Annotated in this window: 11 protein-coding genes and 5 pseudogenes; 4 read left to right on the forward strand and 12 right to left on the reverse strand. The window is 61.3% G+C overall.

The window, feature by feature from the left end:
• Positions 1 to 669 precede the first annotated feature (669 nt).
• Positions 670 to 1,374 (reverse strand): IS91 family transposase, encoded by a 705-nt coding sequence (locus AWB75_RS34820; protein WP_087087169.1) that lies wholly within the window; start codon positions 1,372 to 1,374, stop codon positions 670 to 672.
• Between the two features lie 29 nt (positions 1,375 to 1,403).
• On the opposite strand from AWB75_RS34820, the pseudogene AWB75_RS34825 reads away from it, so the two are divergent.
• Positions 1,404 to 1,643 (forward strand): annotated as a pseudogene (locus AWB75_RS34825) (transposase); the annotation flags it as partial.
• A gap of 79 nt (positions 1,644 to 1,722) precedes the next feature.
• Here the strand turns inward: AWB75_RS34825 and AWB75_RS34830 are convergent.
• Genes AWB75_RS34830 through AWB75_RS34845 form a run of 4 tightly spaced genes read right to left on the reverse strand, consistent with a single transcriptional unit; the run spans position 1,723 to position 5,678 of the window.
• Positions 1,723 to 2,793, reverse strand: a complete 1,071-nt coding sequence (locus AWB75_RS34830; protein ID WP_061128499.1) for an ABC transporter ATP-binding protein — start codon at positions 2,791 to 2,793, stop codon at positions 1,723 to 1,725.
• A gap of 19 nt (positions 2,794 to 2,812) precedes the next feature.
• Positions 2,813 to 3,604, reverse strand: coding sequence for an ABC transporter permease (locus AWB75_RS34835; protein ID WP_061128500.1), 792 nt, complete (start codon positions 3,602 to 3,604; stop codon positions 2,813 to 2,815).
• Positions 3,601 to 4,539 (reverse strand): ABC transporter permease, encoded by a 939-nt coding sequence (locus tag AWB75_RS34840; protein WP_061128501.1) that lies wholly within the window; start codon positions 4,537 to 4,539, stop codon positions 3,601 to 3,603. Before AWB75_RS34840 ends, AWB75_RS34835 begins: the two co-directional genes overlap by 4 nt.
• A gap of 20 nt (positions 4,540 to 4,559) precedes the next feature.
• Positions 4,560 to 5,678 (reverse strand): ABC transporter substrate-binding protein, encoded by a 1,119-nt coding sequence (locus AWB75_RS34845; protein WP_061128502.1) that lies wholly within the window; start codon positions 5,676 to 5,678, stop codon positions 4,560 to 4,562.
• A gap of 181 nt (positions 5,679 to 5,859) precedes the next feature.
• On the opposite strand from AWB75_RS34845, the gene AWB75_RS34850 reads away from it, so the two are divergent.
• Positions 5,860 to 6,639, forward strand: a complete 780-nt coding sequence (locus AWB75_RS34850) for a DeoR/GlpR family DNA-binding transcription regulator (RefSeq protein ID WP_061128503.1) — start codon at positions 5,860 to 5,862, stop codon at positions 6,637 to 6,639.
• Positions 6,640 to 6,645: 6 nt separating this feature from the next.
• Here the strand turns inward: AWB75_RS34850 and AWB75_RS34855 are convergent.
• A pseudogene (locus tag AWB75_RS34855) lies at positions 6,646 to 7,712 on the reverse strand (Na/Pi cotransporter family protein); the annotation flags it as partial.
• A 62-nt stretch (positions 7,713 to 7,774) separates the two neighbouring features.
• On the opposite strand from AWB75_RS34855, the pseudogene AWB75_RS34860 reads away from it, so the two are divergent.
• Positions 7,775 to 9,358, forward strand: a pseudogene (locus tag AWB75_RS34860) (IS3 family transposase).
• Positions 9,359 to 9,382: 24 nt separating this feature from the next.
• Positions 9,383 to 9,952, forward strand: a pseudogene (locus AWB75_RS34865) (FTR1 family iron permease); the annotation flags it as partial.
• 404 nt (positions 9,953 to 10,356) lie between these two features.
• Here AWB75_RS34865 and AWB75_RS34870 read toward each other — a convergent pair.
• The 6 genes and pseudogenes from AWB75_RS34870 to AWB75_RS34895 form a co-directional block, all read right to left on the reverse strand.
• Positions 10,357 to 11,742, reverse strand: a complete 1,386-nt coding sequence (locus tag AWB75_RS34870) for an ATP-binding protein (RefSeq protein WP_061128504.1) — start codon at positions 11,740 to 11,742, stop codon at positions 10,357 to 10,359.
• Positions 11,718 to 12,383 (reverse strand): response regulator transcription factor, encoded by a 666-nt coding sequence (locus AWB75_RS34875; RefSeq protein WP_061128505.1) that lies wholly within the window; start codon positions 12,381 to 12,383, stop codon positions 11,718 to 11,720. Before AWB75_RS34875 ends, AWB75_RS34870 begins: the two co-directional genes overlap by 25 nt.
• Before the next feature lie 22 nt (positions 12,384 to 12,405).
• Positions 12,406 to 13,164, reverse strand: a complete 759-nt coding sequence (locus tag AWB75_RS34880) for a COG4705 family protein (RefSeq protein ID WP_061128506.1) — start codon at positions 13,162 to 13,164, stop codon at positions 12,406 to 12,408.
• Positions 13,165 to 13,180: 16 nt separating this feature from the next.
• Entirely contained in the window at positions 13,181 to 13,633 is a 453-nt protein-coding gene (locus tag AWB75_RS34885) for a hypothetical protein (RefSeq protein ID WP_061128507.1), read from the reverse strand.
• A 27-nt stretch (positions 13,634 to 13,660) separates the two neighbouring features.
• On the reverse strand, positions 13,661 to 14,443 hold the full coding sequence (locus AWB75_RS34890) for a COG4705 family protein (RefSeq protein WP_061128508.1): 783 nt from the start codon (positions 14,441 to 14,443) through the stop codon (positions 13,661 to 13,663).
• A 519-nt stretch (positions 14,444 to 14,962) separates the two neighbouring features.
• Positions 14,963 to 15,110 (reverse strand): annotated as a pseudogene (locus AWB75_RS34895) (IS3 family transposase); the annotation flags it as partial.

Raw genomic sequence — 15,110 nt, forward strand, 5'->3', positions numbered from 1 at the left:
TCGGGCGCGCGACGAACTTCATCATCTCACCTCGAATAGCACGCGACGCCGGACCTATTCCAGCGCGCGCCATAACAATTGCACGGTCTCCAACCATTGACTTCAGCGCTGCAGCGAAGGACAGCGTGTGGAAGAGAAGCACCTACCCGCACGCAAAAGACTACTCCACGAAGCGTAGCTCGCCCAGAATAGTCTTGCCGCACGGTATAGACGACTCCATAACGAACGTTCGCGAATGCCAGTAACTCGTCCGCTTGCTGTCTGTGCGGGCGACCGGCCGAACCCGTTTAGGTTTGTTCCCCGTTTAGGTTTGTTCTCCCCGTTTAGGTTTGTTCGACGCCTGCCCTCGATCAAAGGCTCACGAGCCAACGACAACGCGTGTGGGCAGGCGTTGAATAAACCTCGAGGAAGGAAACCGCGGAGTGGTCCGAGGCGGCCAGCGCCTTCGCTATGGTGATTGATCAGTCTGTCCGGCGTGTGTTGCAGGTCGACGTCGAGCGATGCGAGCACTGGAAGAGACGTCGATGCGGGACTGGAGGCGATGCCGCGTTCGCTTGGAAGTTCGGAATCCGGCTGTACAGGTGTGTATGAAGTCGAAGGCACAACCGTCCACTCTTCGGCCGCGTTGACGCAAAGCCGACGATTGAGCGGAAGATAGGAGCGAGCCATTCATTGCCGTGTTTTCTTCGGTGGAGCGCGAATCGGTACGGTGCGCGTCAGAATGTCGATGACGAGCATCGGCGCGCCGCAGTGCCGACAGATGAAGGTCGGTTGATCAACGACGGCCGCTTCGTACGGTGATGAACTGAGTTTGGGAGCAACGCCGCGCAGCGAGCGAATCTTCGCCGGGTTGGCGCGGCGCACCGGGTTAACGAGCAGTCCATAGTGGCGAATTCGATGGAAGCCGGTAGGCAACACATGGAGCAGGAAGCGGCGCATGAATTCGCCGGGCTCGAGCGCCATGACCTTGAGGCGGGTGCGACCGTTCTCGCGGTAGTCCTTCCAACGGAAGCTCACGCCACGCTCGTCTAAGGCGAGCAAGCGCTGGTTGGAGATGGCGACGCGATGTGTGTAGCGTGACAGGTACGCGAGCACCGCTTCAGGACCGGCAAACGGACGCTTGGCATACACGAACCATTCCGAGGCTCGCAGCGGTGCGAGCCACCTTGCGAAGGCCTCGCGATCCGCGAGTTGCGCGTACTCGCCGAAGAACTCGGTTCGCGTGCAGCCCGAACAGCGCAGCACATGCCCGCCCAGCGCCGCGCTGCGGCACTGTTCGATGGCCGACATCACCTTCAGTTGCCCCAAGCTCAACGCTACTGTGCGTCGCCATGCGGGCCCGCAGGCGCGGAAGATGTCCGCGATCTCCAGCATCGGATCCAACCGCGCGTCCGTTATTCGAGGCGCAAGCGCTCCAGCGGACTGGCCCCTGGCAGCGCGGGACCTGCGAAAACAGCAACGGATTGCTCCGTCAATATTTGCCTAAGGGCACCGACCTCTCGGTCTACACTCAGGACGAGCTCGATGCCATCGCCGACAGCCTGAACAGCCGGCCGCGCGCAACCCACGCGTTCCATTCGCCATTCGAGGTCTTCGCTGCGACACTTGCCTCCGCGAGCCAATCTCAAAGCGCTAAACATTAACCCCCCGTTGCACTTCGGTTTGAAACCGCCGTAGCCGCTCAACTGCGCGCGACCTGCAATTGCGCGCCGACACGAACAGCTAGTGGGCGTTCTCGTCCAGCACGAGCAAGTTGTCATGCGAAAAGCCAAGCGCGACCGGCTGGCCACGTTCGGGCAGGACCCGGTGGGGATCGTTGAAGAGGTCGAGAGTGACAACGGCCTTGCTGATTCGCGCGCGAATACGGACCACCGCACCAAGGAAGCTGATCTCTTCCACGGTGGCAGCAAGGGAATTCCGGCCGTTCGACGGCGGCTCCAGCAGGATCGACTCAGGCCGCAGCGCCAGCAGCCGCTCTTTGCCCGCATCGTCGGGCGGTAGCGGCCTCGACGTCACGAGTTCCTGCCCTTCTACCGCGATGCGACCGGTCGCGGGATCGATCACACGTCCAGCGAGGATGTTAAGCGTCCCCACGAACGAAGCGACGAAGCGTGTACGCGGAAAGTTGTAGATATCGAGCGGCGCGCCGACCTGCTCGACGCGCCCGTCGTTCATTACGACGATGCGGTCCGAAATTGACAGAGCTTCTTCCTGATCGTGCGTGACGAAGATCGACGTGATGCCGAGGTCACGCTGCAGTGCCCGAATGTCTTCGCGCAGCGACACACGGATTTTTGCGTCGAGCGCGGACAGAGGTTCGTCGAGGAGCAGCACGTGTGGCTTGCTGGCAAGCGCACGCGCCAAAGCCACGCGCTGCTGCTGGCCACCCGACAATTGCCACGGATAACGCGCGGCGAGATGAGGCAGCTTGATGAGTTCGAGCATCGCAGCGACACGCTCATCCAACTCCTTTTGCGGGCGCTTTGCGACCTTCAGCGCGAAGCCGATGTTCTGCGCCACCGTCATGTTCGGAAACAGCGCATAGGCCTGGAACACCATACCGACGGCGCGCTCGCGCGTGCGCACATACGTGACGTCCCGTCCATCGAGGCGGATCGTGCCGCGCGTGGGCGTTTCGAATCCAGCGATCATGCGCAGCACGGTGGTCTTTCCGCATCCCGACGGCCCGAGAAAGGTGATGAATTCTCCCTTCTCGATCTTCATGTCGAACTGATGCAATGCGACGTTCGGTCCGAACGTCTTGTGCAGATTGTCGATCTCGAGGAATGCCATGGGTCGTGGCCTCGTCGACTCAAATTTTATGGCCGGCCAGCGCGCGCGCCGAGCCGAACACCTGGATCAACCCCATCGATGCCCACGTGACAATGAAGGCGATGATCGCCAGCGCCGAGGGCTCGTAGGCGCGGTTCGCGCCGATGAGTTGCAGGTATGGGCCGAATGCCGGGCGATCCAAGAGGCTCGCGATCGTAAATTCGCCGATTACGACGGCAAACGTCAGGAACGCGCCAGAGAGAATCCCTGAGCGCACATTCGGAAAGATCACGCGGAAAAGAATTGTCGTCCATCCGGCGCCGAGGCACTCGGCCGCCTCGGTCAGCGAGCGGACATCGACGGCGCGCATACCTGCGTCGACGGCGCGGAACATGTAAGGCAGCGATAGCGTGACGTACCCGAACACGAGCAGCAGATCAGTCGCGCGCTCGTTGCTGGTGAGCGGCAGAATCGAACTGCTGTTGTAGATGCGCAGATAGCCGAAGACGATCACGATGGCGGGTATCACAAGCGGCAGCAAGGTGATGAACTCGACGACCGGCCGCAACTTGGGCAAACGCAACTGCACCCAGTACGCGGTGGGCACGACGAGCAGCACGCCGATCACGATGGTGAGCAACCCCATCAGCACCGAATAGCCGAATGAAGCCTGGAAATGGGGATCGCCCAGCACGACCTTGTACGCATCGAAGCTATACGTACCGCGACGCATCCGCAGGCTGAACTCGAAGGTCGCGGCAAGTGGAATCAAAAAATATAGGGTGCCGATGATCATCGCGATCCAGGCGCCCGCGCGGGACTGCGTATTCATCGGCGACCTCTTTCGGCTCGTGCGCGCAACCAGATGTAGCCGCCATTCGACAGGCCCGTAACCACAATCATGCCGAGTGCGAGGGCGTAACCCAGATTCTGGTTATGCAATACATCGCCGCGAATCTGCGCGTACAGCAGGATCGGAACGATGTTGAGGGAACTGCCCGTCAGCGCGTAGGCCGTGGCGACCGCGCCGAACGCGTTGGCGAACAGCAGCAAAGTCGCGCCTAGCAGGCTCGGCCAGAGGACCGGCAGACCGACGTAGCGCCAGTACTGCGCCGCCGTGCCGCCGAGGCAGTCGCACGCTTCACGCCACTCGCGTTTCAGACCATCGAGGGCTGGGGTGATGATGAGCACCATCAAAGGTATCTGGAAGTACAGGTATGTGATGGTGAGGCCGAAGAAACTGAGAATGCTGAAGCCGGTGGAATAGAGATTGAAGCCAAGATATTTCCTCGCCAGCACCGTCACGAGACCCACGCGCCCCAATGTGCAGATGAACGCGAAGGCAAGCGGCACGCCCGCGAAGTTGGATGCGACGCCCGAAAAGGTCATGAGCGTCGGGCGGATCCACACGGGCAACCGGCCGTGTACCGCCGCCCACGCAAGCAACGCGCCGAAGATCGCCCCGCCAGCAGCGGATGCGACACTCACTTTCACGCTGATCCAGTAGGCATCGAGTACGGTTGGTTGAAAGAGTTCGCGAAGGTTCGCCAGCGTGAAATGTCCCTGCGCGTCCTGAAACGCGCCGACCATCAGAAAAGCGGTGGGCAATAAAAGGAACAGCAGCGCGAACGCGAAAAACGGCGCGACGCCCGCATAAGTCAGCCAGCTCGCACCGCTGCTGTCACGCACGGGTCCGGATTTCGGCGCGGGCGCAGCCGGCGTCAGTAAGTCCGGGCCTGAGGCGCCTGGCTGCGGAGATGCGCTCATCGCGGCGGTCTCGCGCGTGCCTACTTCACATTCGCGCCAACGATCTGATCCCAGCCTTTGGTCACGGCGTCCTTCGTGGCGTTCTGCTGATCGAGCGTCGGAAAAACCGCGTTGCTGTAGGCCGACGCTGGCGGGAGCTTGGCGAGCAGCGCCTGCGGCACCTTCTTCTGCGCGACGAGTTCGTTGTAGCGCATCGGATGGCAATAACCGGCCAGCCAGCCGAGTTGCCCTTCGTCGGAGTAGAGGAATTCCATCCAGAGCTTCGCGGCATTCGGGTGAGGCGCGTAAGCGCTGATCGCCTGCACATAGACGCCCGCCACCACGCCCGTCTTCGGCACGATCACCTGCACTTTCGGATTGCCCTTGAGCGTGTCGCGGTCGGCAAGCGCGTTGTAGTCCCAGCGCACGACGATCGGCGTTGTGCCTTGCGCGAGCGACGCCGCCTTGCCTATCACCGGCACGAAGTTCCCGCTCTTGTTCAGATCGGCGAAGAACTTGAGGCCCACCTGATTCGCCTTGATTGCATCGCCCTTGCTTTGCGAAAGGCCCGCCGCATAAACCGCCTGAATCGCCTGGTTGGCGGAGCGTGGGTCACCGGCGAGTGAGACGGCATTGCGATAGTCTGACTTGAGAAGATCGCCCCAATCGGCCGGCGGCTTGTCGATCATGTCTGCGTTGACTTCGAACGCAAGCACGCCGTAGTAGTCACCGTACCAGTAACCGTCCGCGTCCTTGGAAGCAGCCGGGATCGAATCCCATGTCGCTACCTTGTAAGGCTGCAACAAACCTTCTTTCTTTGCGGAGGGGCCGAACGACAGGCCGACATCGATCACATCGGGCGCCTGCGGTCCCTTGTTGCCTTTGTTCGCCTTGATGGCTTCGATCTCGTCGCCCGAGCCGGCGTCCGGATTGAGCTCATTAACGTGGATGCCGTATTTTTTCTGGAAGGCGTCAATCAGCGCGCCGTATCCGCACCAGTCATGAGGCAATGCGATCGTGGTCAACTGCCCTTCCTGCTTGGCGGCAGCGACAAGCGCGTCGGGTGGAGCAGCTGATGCAGGGTTAATGCCGCCCCCAACCAGCCCTGCAGCCGCGGAAATCGAAAGGAAACGGCCCGCCCAGATACGCTTCATCGTCATCGCTGCTCCCAAAGAGGAAGGTAGTGCGTTGAAGAGATCCGCCGATTGCTGATGCAGGCTAGATTCAAATCCTCAATTTTGCAAGCCGCCAAAAAAGTACAACTTCCCTCTACGGTCGATGTAAGCTGAACGGGACGTGCGAACGAAGCCCTCTGTTTGATTCCACAAATGAGCATTCCATATGTGGCAGAAAGACCGTCATCAGCGCATCTGCGCGCTCCTGTCGATGCTGGGGCAAGTCTCGAACGAAAGGATCGTGGCGGATCTTGGTGTGTCACGCGAAACGGTGCGCCGCGACCTGCTCGACCTGGAACAAACGGGCGCGCTTCGGCGCGTGCATGGGGGTGCCGTGCCCGTCGCCGACGAAGCACCGATCACCGAGCGTGCCCGCGCTCGGGTACGGGCAAAAACAGCGATCGCCAAGGCGGCGATCGGCATCATCCACGACGGTCAGACGGTATTCGTCGATGCCGGGACCACCACCGCCATTCTCGCTGACGAACTCGCGAAGCTCGCTAATCTCACAATCGTCACGAACTCGGTCGACGTCGCGCTCCGGTTGCGCGGCACATCAGAACCGCATGAGCGCGCACGCGCCAACAACGAAGTTATCTTGCTTGGCGGAACGCTCGGTGAACGCGCGGCCGCCACCACGGGCGCGACGACCGTGCTGGACATTCGGCGCTATCGGGCAGATCTCGCGATGCTGTCGCCCGTCGGCATCGACCGGGACCACGGTGCAAGCAACTTCGATCGCGCGGAAGCCGAAATCGCACGCGCGATGGTCGAGAATGCGGACCGCGTTGCGATCCTCGCCGATCACAGCAAGATCGGCCAGCGTAGCCGCATCACGTTCTGCGCACCCCGTGAAATCGACGTCTTGGTGACGGACCGCAAGTCGGGCGAGGCAGCAGCTTTCCGTGCGCTGAAGAAGACAGTGGGAAACCTGGTGCTTGCATGAGCGAACTCACTCCTTGACGTGCAGCGTGTCGAGGGAACGCCTGCGCAAGCGTGTGTCATGCAACGCGCCTGCCGCATCGAGCACCGGATAGGCTGTCGAACAGAAGAGGGAGTTCAATCGCTTCATGTTGCCGATGAGATCGAGGTGCAGGGCGCTGATTTCCATGGTTCTCATGGAATGCCCTGCGAGCCGATCGAGATGTTTGTGGGAGTACGCCCGCTCGAGATCACGAAAGCGCTCCTTCTCCGCCAGCAACTGTTCGGCACACCGGAGGTCGTTGTTGAGGAACACGGATAGTCCGAGCCGCAGATTGCTGACAAGGCGTGCGTGCAGATCGTCAAGTTCTCCGAGGCCTTGCTCGGAGAACGCAAGGCGCTGGGAGATCTTCTTCTCTTCGATATCGCTCACGATTCGCTCGATGATGTCTCCGGCATGCTCAAGGTTGATCGTCAACGAAATGATGTCTGTCCAGCGGCGGCTTTCCGCCTCGTCGAGTTGTTCACGGGATATCAGCGTCAGATAGCTTTTCACTTCCGCATAGAGTTGGTCGACGTCGTCGTCCATGCGCATCGTCTCGCGAGCGACAGTGAGATCGTTTCGTCGTAGAAGGTCCGACACGTTATCGAGCATGACGCGCACGATGTCACCGATGCGGAGGACCTCCCGTGACGCGCTCGCCAACGCGAGACTCGGCGTTACGAGCCCGGCTGGATCGAGATAGAGCGGGCGCAGTTCGCCCGTCGTGACCGCACGATCGGGCAGCAGGCGGCGGCTGATCGCAGCGACACGGTCGACGAGCGCGAGGCAAGCGCAACAGCGCACGAGGTTGTAGATCACATGAAAACCGACCACCGCTTCGCGCGGATTGGTGATCAGAACAGGCAATCCGCGTGCGAGCAGCGATGCAAACGGAAGGATGACGATAGCGCCAGCTAGCTTGAACGCGAAGCTGCCCGCAGAAAGCCGTCGTGCCGCCGCGTTCTGCGGAAACGCGTTGAGCAGAGCCAGGAGCCCGCTGCCGAGATTCGCGCAACGACCAGGCACAAGGCGACCTTCAGCGAGATCACGCCCCCCCCCGGCGTCATAGTAGTTGTCGCCTCTGAACTTTCTTATCAAGAAGAGTCAGAGGTACAAGTTGAAGGCGAAACAAACGTATTCTGTTGAGTTCAAAGAGCAGGCACTGTCGAAGGTCCTGCAGCGCGGTGACCGAACAGTTGGAGCGGTGGCCGACGAATTGAACGTGAACGTACTGACATTGAGGAAATGGATGAGAGGGGCCGCCGCCGCGAACCGGAACTCGAGCTCCGGACAAGCAAGACGTCCGGGAGACTGGTCGCTGGAAGAACGGCTGATGGCCTTGCAGGAGAGCCACGGGTTGGTCGACGAAGCGTCGAACGGCTGGTGTCGCGAGCGCGGCCTGTTCGCGCATCATCTCGCGCAGTGGCGAGCGGATTTTTGCAGCGTCCGTGGAACCGGGATCCGGCGCGAGAGCGCCCAGGAAGTGCGGGATCTGAAGCAGGCCAATCTCGAGTTGCAGCGCGAACTCAAACGCAAAGAGAAAGCGCTGGCCGAAGCTGCGGCGCTGTCGGTGCTGCAAAAAAAGCACCGTGCGCTGTTCGGGGGCGAGGCCGAATGACGGTCCCTGAAGAGCGCAAGGTATCGATCGGCCTGATCAGCGAGGCGACCCTGGCCGGGGCTCGCCAGGCGGGTGCGTGCAACATTCTGGGGCTCAGTGCCCGAACGGTTCAGCGTTGGCAGCGCGGCGAACCTGATGCGGTGGACGGGCGCTCGTTACGGCACCATGAGCCGCGTCACAAGCTCTCTGCCGACGAACGCGCCGAGCTTCTGGCGATCGCGAACTCGCCCGAATTCGGTCATCTGCCGCCAAGCCAGATCGTGCCTCGACTGGCCAGACCAGCAACGCTATATCGCCTCGGAATCGACGTTCTACCGGGTCCTGAAGGCCGGGAAGCAACTCGCCCATCGGCGCAGCGAACGGCCGGCACAGGCACGCAGCAAACCCCGTTCAGTTCGCGCCGATGCACCGAACCAGTTGTATAGCTGGGACATCACGTTCCTGCCGGCCACGGTTCGTGGGCAGTATTTCTACTTGCATCTGTTTCTGGATGTGTTCAGCCGCAAGATTGTCGGCTGGCAGGTCTATGCCGAGGAAAGCAGCGTGCTGGCCAGCGAAGTCCTCAGGGATCTCTGCGCGCGCGAAGCGATACAGCCCGCCCAGGTGATTCTGCATTCGGACAACGGCGGCCCGATGAAAGGCGCGACGATGCTCGCCACCCTTCAGGCGCCGGGCGTCATGCCGTCGTTGAGCCGCCCGGGCGTGAGCAACGACAACCCTTACTCCGAGTCGTTGTTCAAGACCCTGAGGTACCGACCTGCTTACCCGCTCAAGGCATTCGATACCCTGTTTGCCGCGCGCACGTGGGTGGGCGCACTGGTGCGCTGGTACAACGAGGAGCATCGTCACAGCGCGATCCGGTTCGCCACGCCGGCGCAGCGTCATGCCAACCTCGATCAGGACATTCTGGATCGACGCGCGGCGCTGTACGAGAACGCCCGGCAATGCAATCCGCTTCGATGGAAAGGCCGTACGCGCAACTGGCATCGCGTCGATGCTGTGCACCTGAACCCGAATCGAATCGATAACCGGGCGACGCCCCACAACACCGAAATCAAGACAGAAAGGCTGCCTGAAATCTAATCGTTGAGGCGACAACTACCTTGAAAATTTCCGCGCGAGATGGCGCAGCATATGTCGGCAGTCGGTAGGGCGGTGGCCACCGGCAGCCGACCGCTCACCGGCCTGGCCGTGGTGGTCGGGGTGGCTGTTCTGCGTGAAGGCTCAGAAGCGGTCTTATTCCTTTATGGGATCGCCGTCGGGGACCCCGGGCAAACGCCGCAAATGGTTTTAGGCGGCCCGCTCGGCGTTTTTGGCGGGATAAGTCTGGGTGCGGCCATGTACGCTGGGCTGCTGCAGATTCCGCTCAGGCGGCTCTTCGCGGTGACCAACGCGATGATTGTTTTGCTCGCGGCGGGCATGGCGAGCCAAGGAATGGGCTTTTTACTTTCGGCCGGTCTCGTGCCGTCATGGGGCGATGCCGTCTGGGACACGTCCTGGCTGCTCAAGGAAACCAGTCTGCTGGGCAAAATGCTGCACACGCTCATCGGCTATACGGCACGTCCTGCCGGGATTCAAATCGCGGCGTACATGACGACGCTCGTTGTCATCGTTTTTCTCGCTCGAGCGGTCGCTCGCCCCGGCCCGGCTGTCAGACAGCCCCGACAACCGGCATGAATGCGTGGGGGCAACCGCCTCAGCTGAAAGGCGACTTTGCCCGCGCTTGCGAAGCGCCGGCGCTCTGGCGGATCATTGGTCGCTCGCGGCATTCCCCCGACGATCGGGCAACTCGATCGACAGATGGGGACACAGCCCAAAACCGTTGCGCCGGGGCGCTCTACCTCGCGATCCCATTTTCGCCCCAACTCCGCACGATCTCAGAAGTCCTAGCCGCTGCTTTGGCGTCGCGGCCCTTGCTGCCACGGCCTTGAGGCTTTCGACATTGCCGTCCACCTCATGGTTGTAGATGCACCTTTCGCGCCCGCAGCCAGCCGGCGATCTAGTCGGCAATCGCTAGCTTCACATCGGAGTTGCAATGGCGTCTACGATGGAGCCGAAATTCATGGTCGCCTCGTCTGCCATTAATCGGACAATTTATGATGTAGGTCGACTGGATAGGCCATCGGAAGAAGGACTGTGACGTTCAAGCCAGTTTGCTTGTCCCGGTCAGTGAAACCGAGGTGGATTTCCGCACCAATGCGGTTGGCAATGGCCTGGACGATGGACAGGCCCAGGCCGGAGCCGATCTGCTCGCTGCCCAGCGCGCGGTAGAAGGGGTCAAAAACCCGATCGCGTTCTGCCAACGGAATGCCAGGCCCGCTGTCTCGAATTCGCAGGACTGCCTTCCCGTCCGACACTTCCACCGAAAGATCAACACGCCCTCCCTCTGGCGTGTAGCGGATGGCGTTGTCGACGAGGTTCTTGACCATAGCGATCATGTCCAACTCGCTCGCACACACCTCCGCGTCCTGTGTGCCTTCGACCCCGATGTCGATGTGCTTGGCCTCGGCCTGCGGCACGAGGTCTTCCAGCACACGACGGTAGATGCCTTGCAAAGATACGGGCGACTTCGGCAAGTCGGCGACCGACTGCGCCTTGGCCAAGGTCAGGAGTTGATCCAGCAGGCTCCGGCCGCGCTCGATGCCTTGGCGCAGCACGTTCAGACGTTCGCGTGCCAGCCTCGACATGTCCGCTTCCGCCAGCCGTTCTGCTTGCAATGAAAGGGCGGTTAGCGGCGAGCGCAGTTCGTGCGCGGCATCGGCCACGAACCGGCGCTGCGACTTCATAGACTGATCGACACGGGCAAGCAGCCGATTGATAGCCACGACGAAGGGGCGTACTTCGATCGGAAGGCGGGAGTCTTCGACGGGATGCAGTTCCTGCTCGGCGCGCTGATCGATTTCATGGGAAAGTGCCGCGATAGGCCGAAACATCTTGCGCACCAGGTCGGCTACGATCAACAGCAGCACCGGCACGAGGATCAAGAAAGGCATCACAGCGCGCAGTGCCCCATCGCGAGCGATTTTATTGCGGAAGCCCGATTCCTGAGCCACGGCGATGCGCTCACCGGCAGCCGTGGTCTTGACCAATACACGGAATGTCTCACCGCTGACCTTGAGTGTATGGAGTCCATCTGCCAGTGTCGACGGAAGGGTAAGTGTGCCACCTGCATCTACACTCACCGCAGACGAACTGGCCTCGCCCAAACGCTGGACGATCACCCGCGACTCCTCATCGGCATCTTTGAGACGGGTATCAGTAGCCGGCGCGTTGGGCGACAAGCGCTGACGATCCATGAGTTGGGCGACTTGGCGCAGTACGTCGTCTTGTAGCTCGTGGGCCTCATCGAAGGCGGACAGGAACGAGAATACGCCGGCCACGATGGCCACCACGAGGATGGCGACCGACAGGCTGAAAGACAGCTTGAGCTGAACCGATTCGTTCAAGCGTCTTTTGAGACCATCCATCCGACGCCCCTGACGTTCTTGATGACCTCACTGCCGAGCTTGCGCCGCAGCGCGTGGATCAGATATTCGACAGCATTGCTTTCGACCTCGTCCCCCCAACCATAGATGCGATCCTCCAGCTCGCCGCGCGAGAGGATGGCACCCGGTCGTACCAGCAAGGCTTGCAGCAGCGCGAACTCCCGGTTCGACAGTTGCACCGGCAAGCCACCGCTGACGCTGGCCTCTTTCGTGGCCGGATCGAGCGATACCACGCCATTGCTCAGAACGGGCGCTGCACTGCCGCCCTTGCGCCGCAGAACGGCGCGCATCCGCGCCAGCAGTTCCGCCATCTGAAAGGGCTTGGACACGTAATCGTCGGCCCCGCCGTCCAGTCCGCGCAGACGGTCGTCAAGCCCGTCACGAGCCGTGATGATGAGCAGGGGAATCGGGTTGTCCTTGGCGCGAATGCTGGCAAGCACGTCCAATCCATCCTTGCCGGGCAAGCCCAGATCGAGCAACACCAGGTCGTAGTGCTGGCAGCTCAACGTTGCGAGCGCGGTTGGCCCGTCCTTCACCCAATCGGCGGCATAGGACGCGTCCTTCAATGCGCCCTGGATCGCCTCGCCGATCATGGGGTCGTCTTCGACGAGCAGTACCCGCATTCCCCCTCCTTTCAATCGTTATTCAATGCGCCGTCCTGGCCGCGCGCTGCCTGAACAGCAGGATCGCGGTCAGCATGAACGCTAACAGTGCGGCCGATGCAGAATACCGGCTTAGCGCCAGACCGCCCGCGTGTAGCGGCTTATCCAAGAAATCACCAACCACGGCACCCAGTGGCCGGGTCAGGATGAACGCCGCCCAGAACAGCAGCGTGCGGGACACGCCCGTCCAGTAATAGGCCGCCACCACCACAGCGAGCAACCCGCTGAACACGGCGGCCGCGCCGGTGTAGCCGAGGCCCGCCGTATCCGCCGTCCAATCACCCAGCGCCGTGCCCAGCGTCTGGGAGAACATGATCGTCAGCCAGTAGAACGTCTCCGCCTTGGGTGAGTTGACGGTGCTCACCGACACGGAGCCGAGGGTGCGATGCCAGACAAAAAGCGAGCCGAGCAACAGAGCCAACAGCAGACTTGAACCGCCAGCGTACCCGACTCCGAGCGAGCGATCCGCAAAATCGGCCAGCGTCGTGCCGACTGTGGTGGTGGCGATGATGGTGGTCCAGTACAGGAAGGGATGGAAGCCCTTGGCCTTGACCTGCGCGACGACAGCAGCCAGGAAGATCACCGCGAAGATGCCTGTGCCGACCAGATAGCCCAGGTTCATCGACATCGACACAGCATCGCCCCCGGTTTCGCCAAGCGTCGTGGCGGCAATCTTGATGAGCCAAAAGCCCAGCGTGACTTCAGGCACCTTGGCCAAGGCGTGTTCAGTGGATGTTTTCATTGGGCACGCTCATGGTTCAGGCTTTGCCTTCGAGCGTGTCGAAGGTTTTAAGCAGGGCACTCATCGCTGCCTTGCAGTCGGCATGGCTCGGCGCATCGGCGCGCAGCGCAGCCAATGCATTATCAATGGCCTTGTCGAGCACATGCCAGTCATCGGCTGCCCGCGGTTTCAGTCCAGCCTCGGCCGAATCCCAAGAGACTTCCAAATCCTTGATGCGGGTCTTGGCTGCGGGTAGATCACCCTTGTCGACGATGGCGGCTACGTCAGCGGCGATGCTGCGGAACGCCGACAGGTCGCCCAGTTTGGACGCGGCTTTACCCTGCGGTGCCGAGGTAGCCTGAGCCGTTGTCACAGGCGCTGTGCTCGTGTTGCTTTGATCGGCTGGCTTCGAACAACCGGCCGCTAGTGCCAAGAGTACAGTGGCCGACACGGCTGCCACAGGACGAACGATTGACTGCTGCATTGACATGATTTTTCCTTAGGAGTGCGGATACGTTTACTTGGCGACGTGGGCAGAGCGACTACCATTCATGCTGATCTGTGCGACCGCCACGAGCATGACGATCACCGATAGGAACAGAGCACTGGTCCACATGGCGCCCATACCCAGGCCGCCGTAGGTCTTGGCCTGTGTCAGCAGGTCGCCGAGCGCAGCCCCAAAGGGCCGGGTCAGAATGTAGCCAATCCAAAAGGTAAGCACGGCATTGCCACCCATGCGCCATGCGGCATAGGTGATACCGATCAGCGCCCCGAACGCCACCGCGCCCCAGGCAAAGCCCAGGCCCAATGCCTCGGTCGCTAGATCGCCAGCGGCGGTCCCAAGCGCAAATGTGCAGAGGATGGCGGCCCAATAGAACAGCTCGCGGCTGCGTGTCACGATGTCGTGGATGGACAAGGTGCGTTCAACCCGATACCAGACTAAGAAGATCGCGGCGAGCGCCGCCGCGAACACCAGAGTGCTGATATACAGGCTGATGCCCAGGCCATCGGTCAGCAGATCGGTGATTTGGGTGCCGACCACGCTGACGAGCACTACCGTCAGCCAATAAATCCACGGGGTATAGCGGCGGGTGCGCAACTGCGCGAACAAGGCGGCCGCGAGCAAAGCAGCCATGACCGTGCGAGTGAGACCTTGCCCGAAACCAGCGTTGACCGCCAGGAAATCGGCTCCGGTCTCCCCCACCGTGGTCGACATGATCTTGATGATCCAGAACGACAGCGTGATTTCCGGGACCTTGTTGAGCCAGTCTGTGGGACTGCTCGTGGGCGATTTGTTCATGGTGTTCCCCTGCCGAGGTGAAGACTTTCCACACCAGTCTGACGAAGCCGACTTAGGCCAGCCATAGGTGCACTCGCGTACCGTCCCGGCGCGGTCTGCCCGCCAAAAATTCGGTGATGAATGCCGATGGCGAGCCGGTAACTTCGATCCGGACACCAGCGCGCTTCACGCAGCGTCAGCCAGCACTGAGCGCAGCGACAGCGATGGCTCCGAACATGTCGAATGGGGAACGCACCCCTCAACAGATACGCGCCCAGGCGATAGCACAAGGCCAAAGCAATGTCGGCACTTCGACCGGCGGCTCTTACATTCGCGGGCGTGGGTGCGTCATTAGTGGTCGATAGGCGCTGACGGAGTCGCGCCGTGCCACGGCTTCGTCCCGCGAGGGTCTTGATTACGCTGTGTTTGACGGCTTTTGCAGCAGGTCTCGCGCGATGCCGATCATTCGATCGGCTATGTTGCCGGAATAGATGATTGACCTTGTCCGCGAATTTCGTATCCCTTAGCTGAGCGGAATTGTGCCACCCGTCGATTCTGGGCGGCATGCCAGTGCTGCTCGAATTGCATGGGACTGACGTATCCCAATGTCGAGTGCAAGCGCGAATGATTGTAGAAGCTCAACCAGTCGATCACCTCGTCCATCGCTTCGCGACGTGTTGTAAAGCGC

It is taken from the genome of Caballeronia catudaia (assembly GCF_001544755.2).
Taxonomy (GTDB): Bacteria; Pseudomonadota; Gammaproteobacteria; order Burkholderiales; family Burkholderiaceae; genus Caballeronia; species Caballeronia catudaia.

What these genes read in the sequence shown, in the direction of transcription:
- AWB75_RS34835 (WP_061128500.1), bottom strand. Translation starts at nt 3,604, where the DNA reads ATGAATACGCAGTCCCGCGCGGGCGCCTGGATCGCGATGATCATCGGC.
- AWB75_RS34890 (WP_061128508.1), bottom strand. Translation starts at nt 14,443, where the DNA reads ATGAACAAATCGCCCACGAGCAGTCCCACAGACTGGCTCAACAAGGTC.
- AWB75_RS34840 (WP_061128501.1), bottom strand. Translation starts at nt 4,539, where the DNA reads ATGAGCGCATCTCCGCAGCCAGGCGCCTCAGGCCCGGACTTACTGACG.
- AWB75_RS34880 (WP_061128506.1), bottom strand. Translation starts at nt 13,164, where the DNA reads ATGAAAACATCCACTGAACACGCCTTGGCCAAGGTGCCTGAAGTCACG.
- AWB75_RS34850 (WP_061128503.1), top strand. Translation starts at nt 5,860, where the DNA reads ATGTGGCAGAAAGACCGTCATCAGCGCATCTGCGCGCTCCTGTCGATG.
- AWB75_RS34870 (WP_061128504.1), bottom strand. Translation starts at nt 11,742, where the DNA reads ATGGATGGTCTCAAAAGACGCTTGAACGAATCGGTTCAGCTCAAGCTG.
- AWB75_RS34885 (WP_061128507.1), bottom strand. Translation starts at nt 13,633, where the DNA reads ATGTCAATGCAGCAGTCAATCGTTCGTCCTGTGGCAGCCGTGTCGGCC.
- AWB75_RS34820 (WP_087087169.1), bottom strand. Translation starts at nt 1,374, where the DNA reads ATGCTGGAGATCGCGGACATCTTCCGCGCCTGCGGGCCCGCATGGCGA.
- AWB75_RS34845 (WP_061128502.1), bottom strand. Translation starts at nt 5,678, where the DNA reads ATGACGATGAAGCGTATCTGGGCGGGCCGTTTCCTTTCGATTTCCGCG.
- AWB75_RS34830 (WP_061128499.1), bottom strand. Translation starts at nt 2,793, where the DNA reads ATGGCATTCCTCGAGATCGACAATCTGCACAAGACGTTCGGACCGAAC.
- AWB75_RS34875 (WP_061128505.1), bottom strand. Translation starts at nt 12,383, where the DNA reads ATGCGGGTACTGCTCGTCGAAGACGACCCCATGATCGGCGAGGCGATC.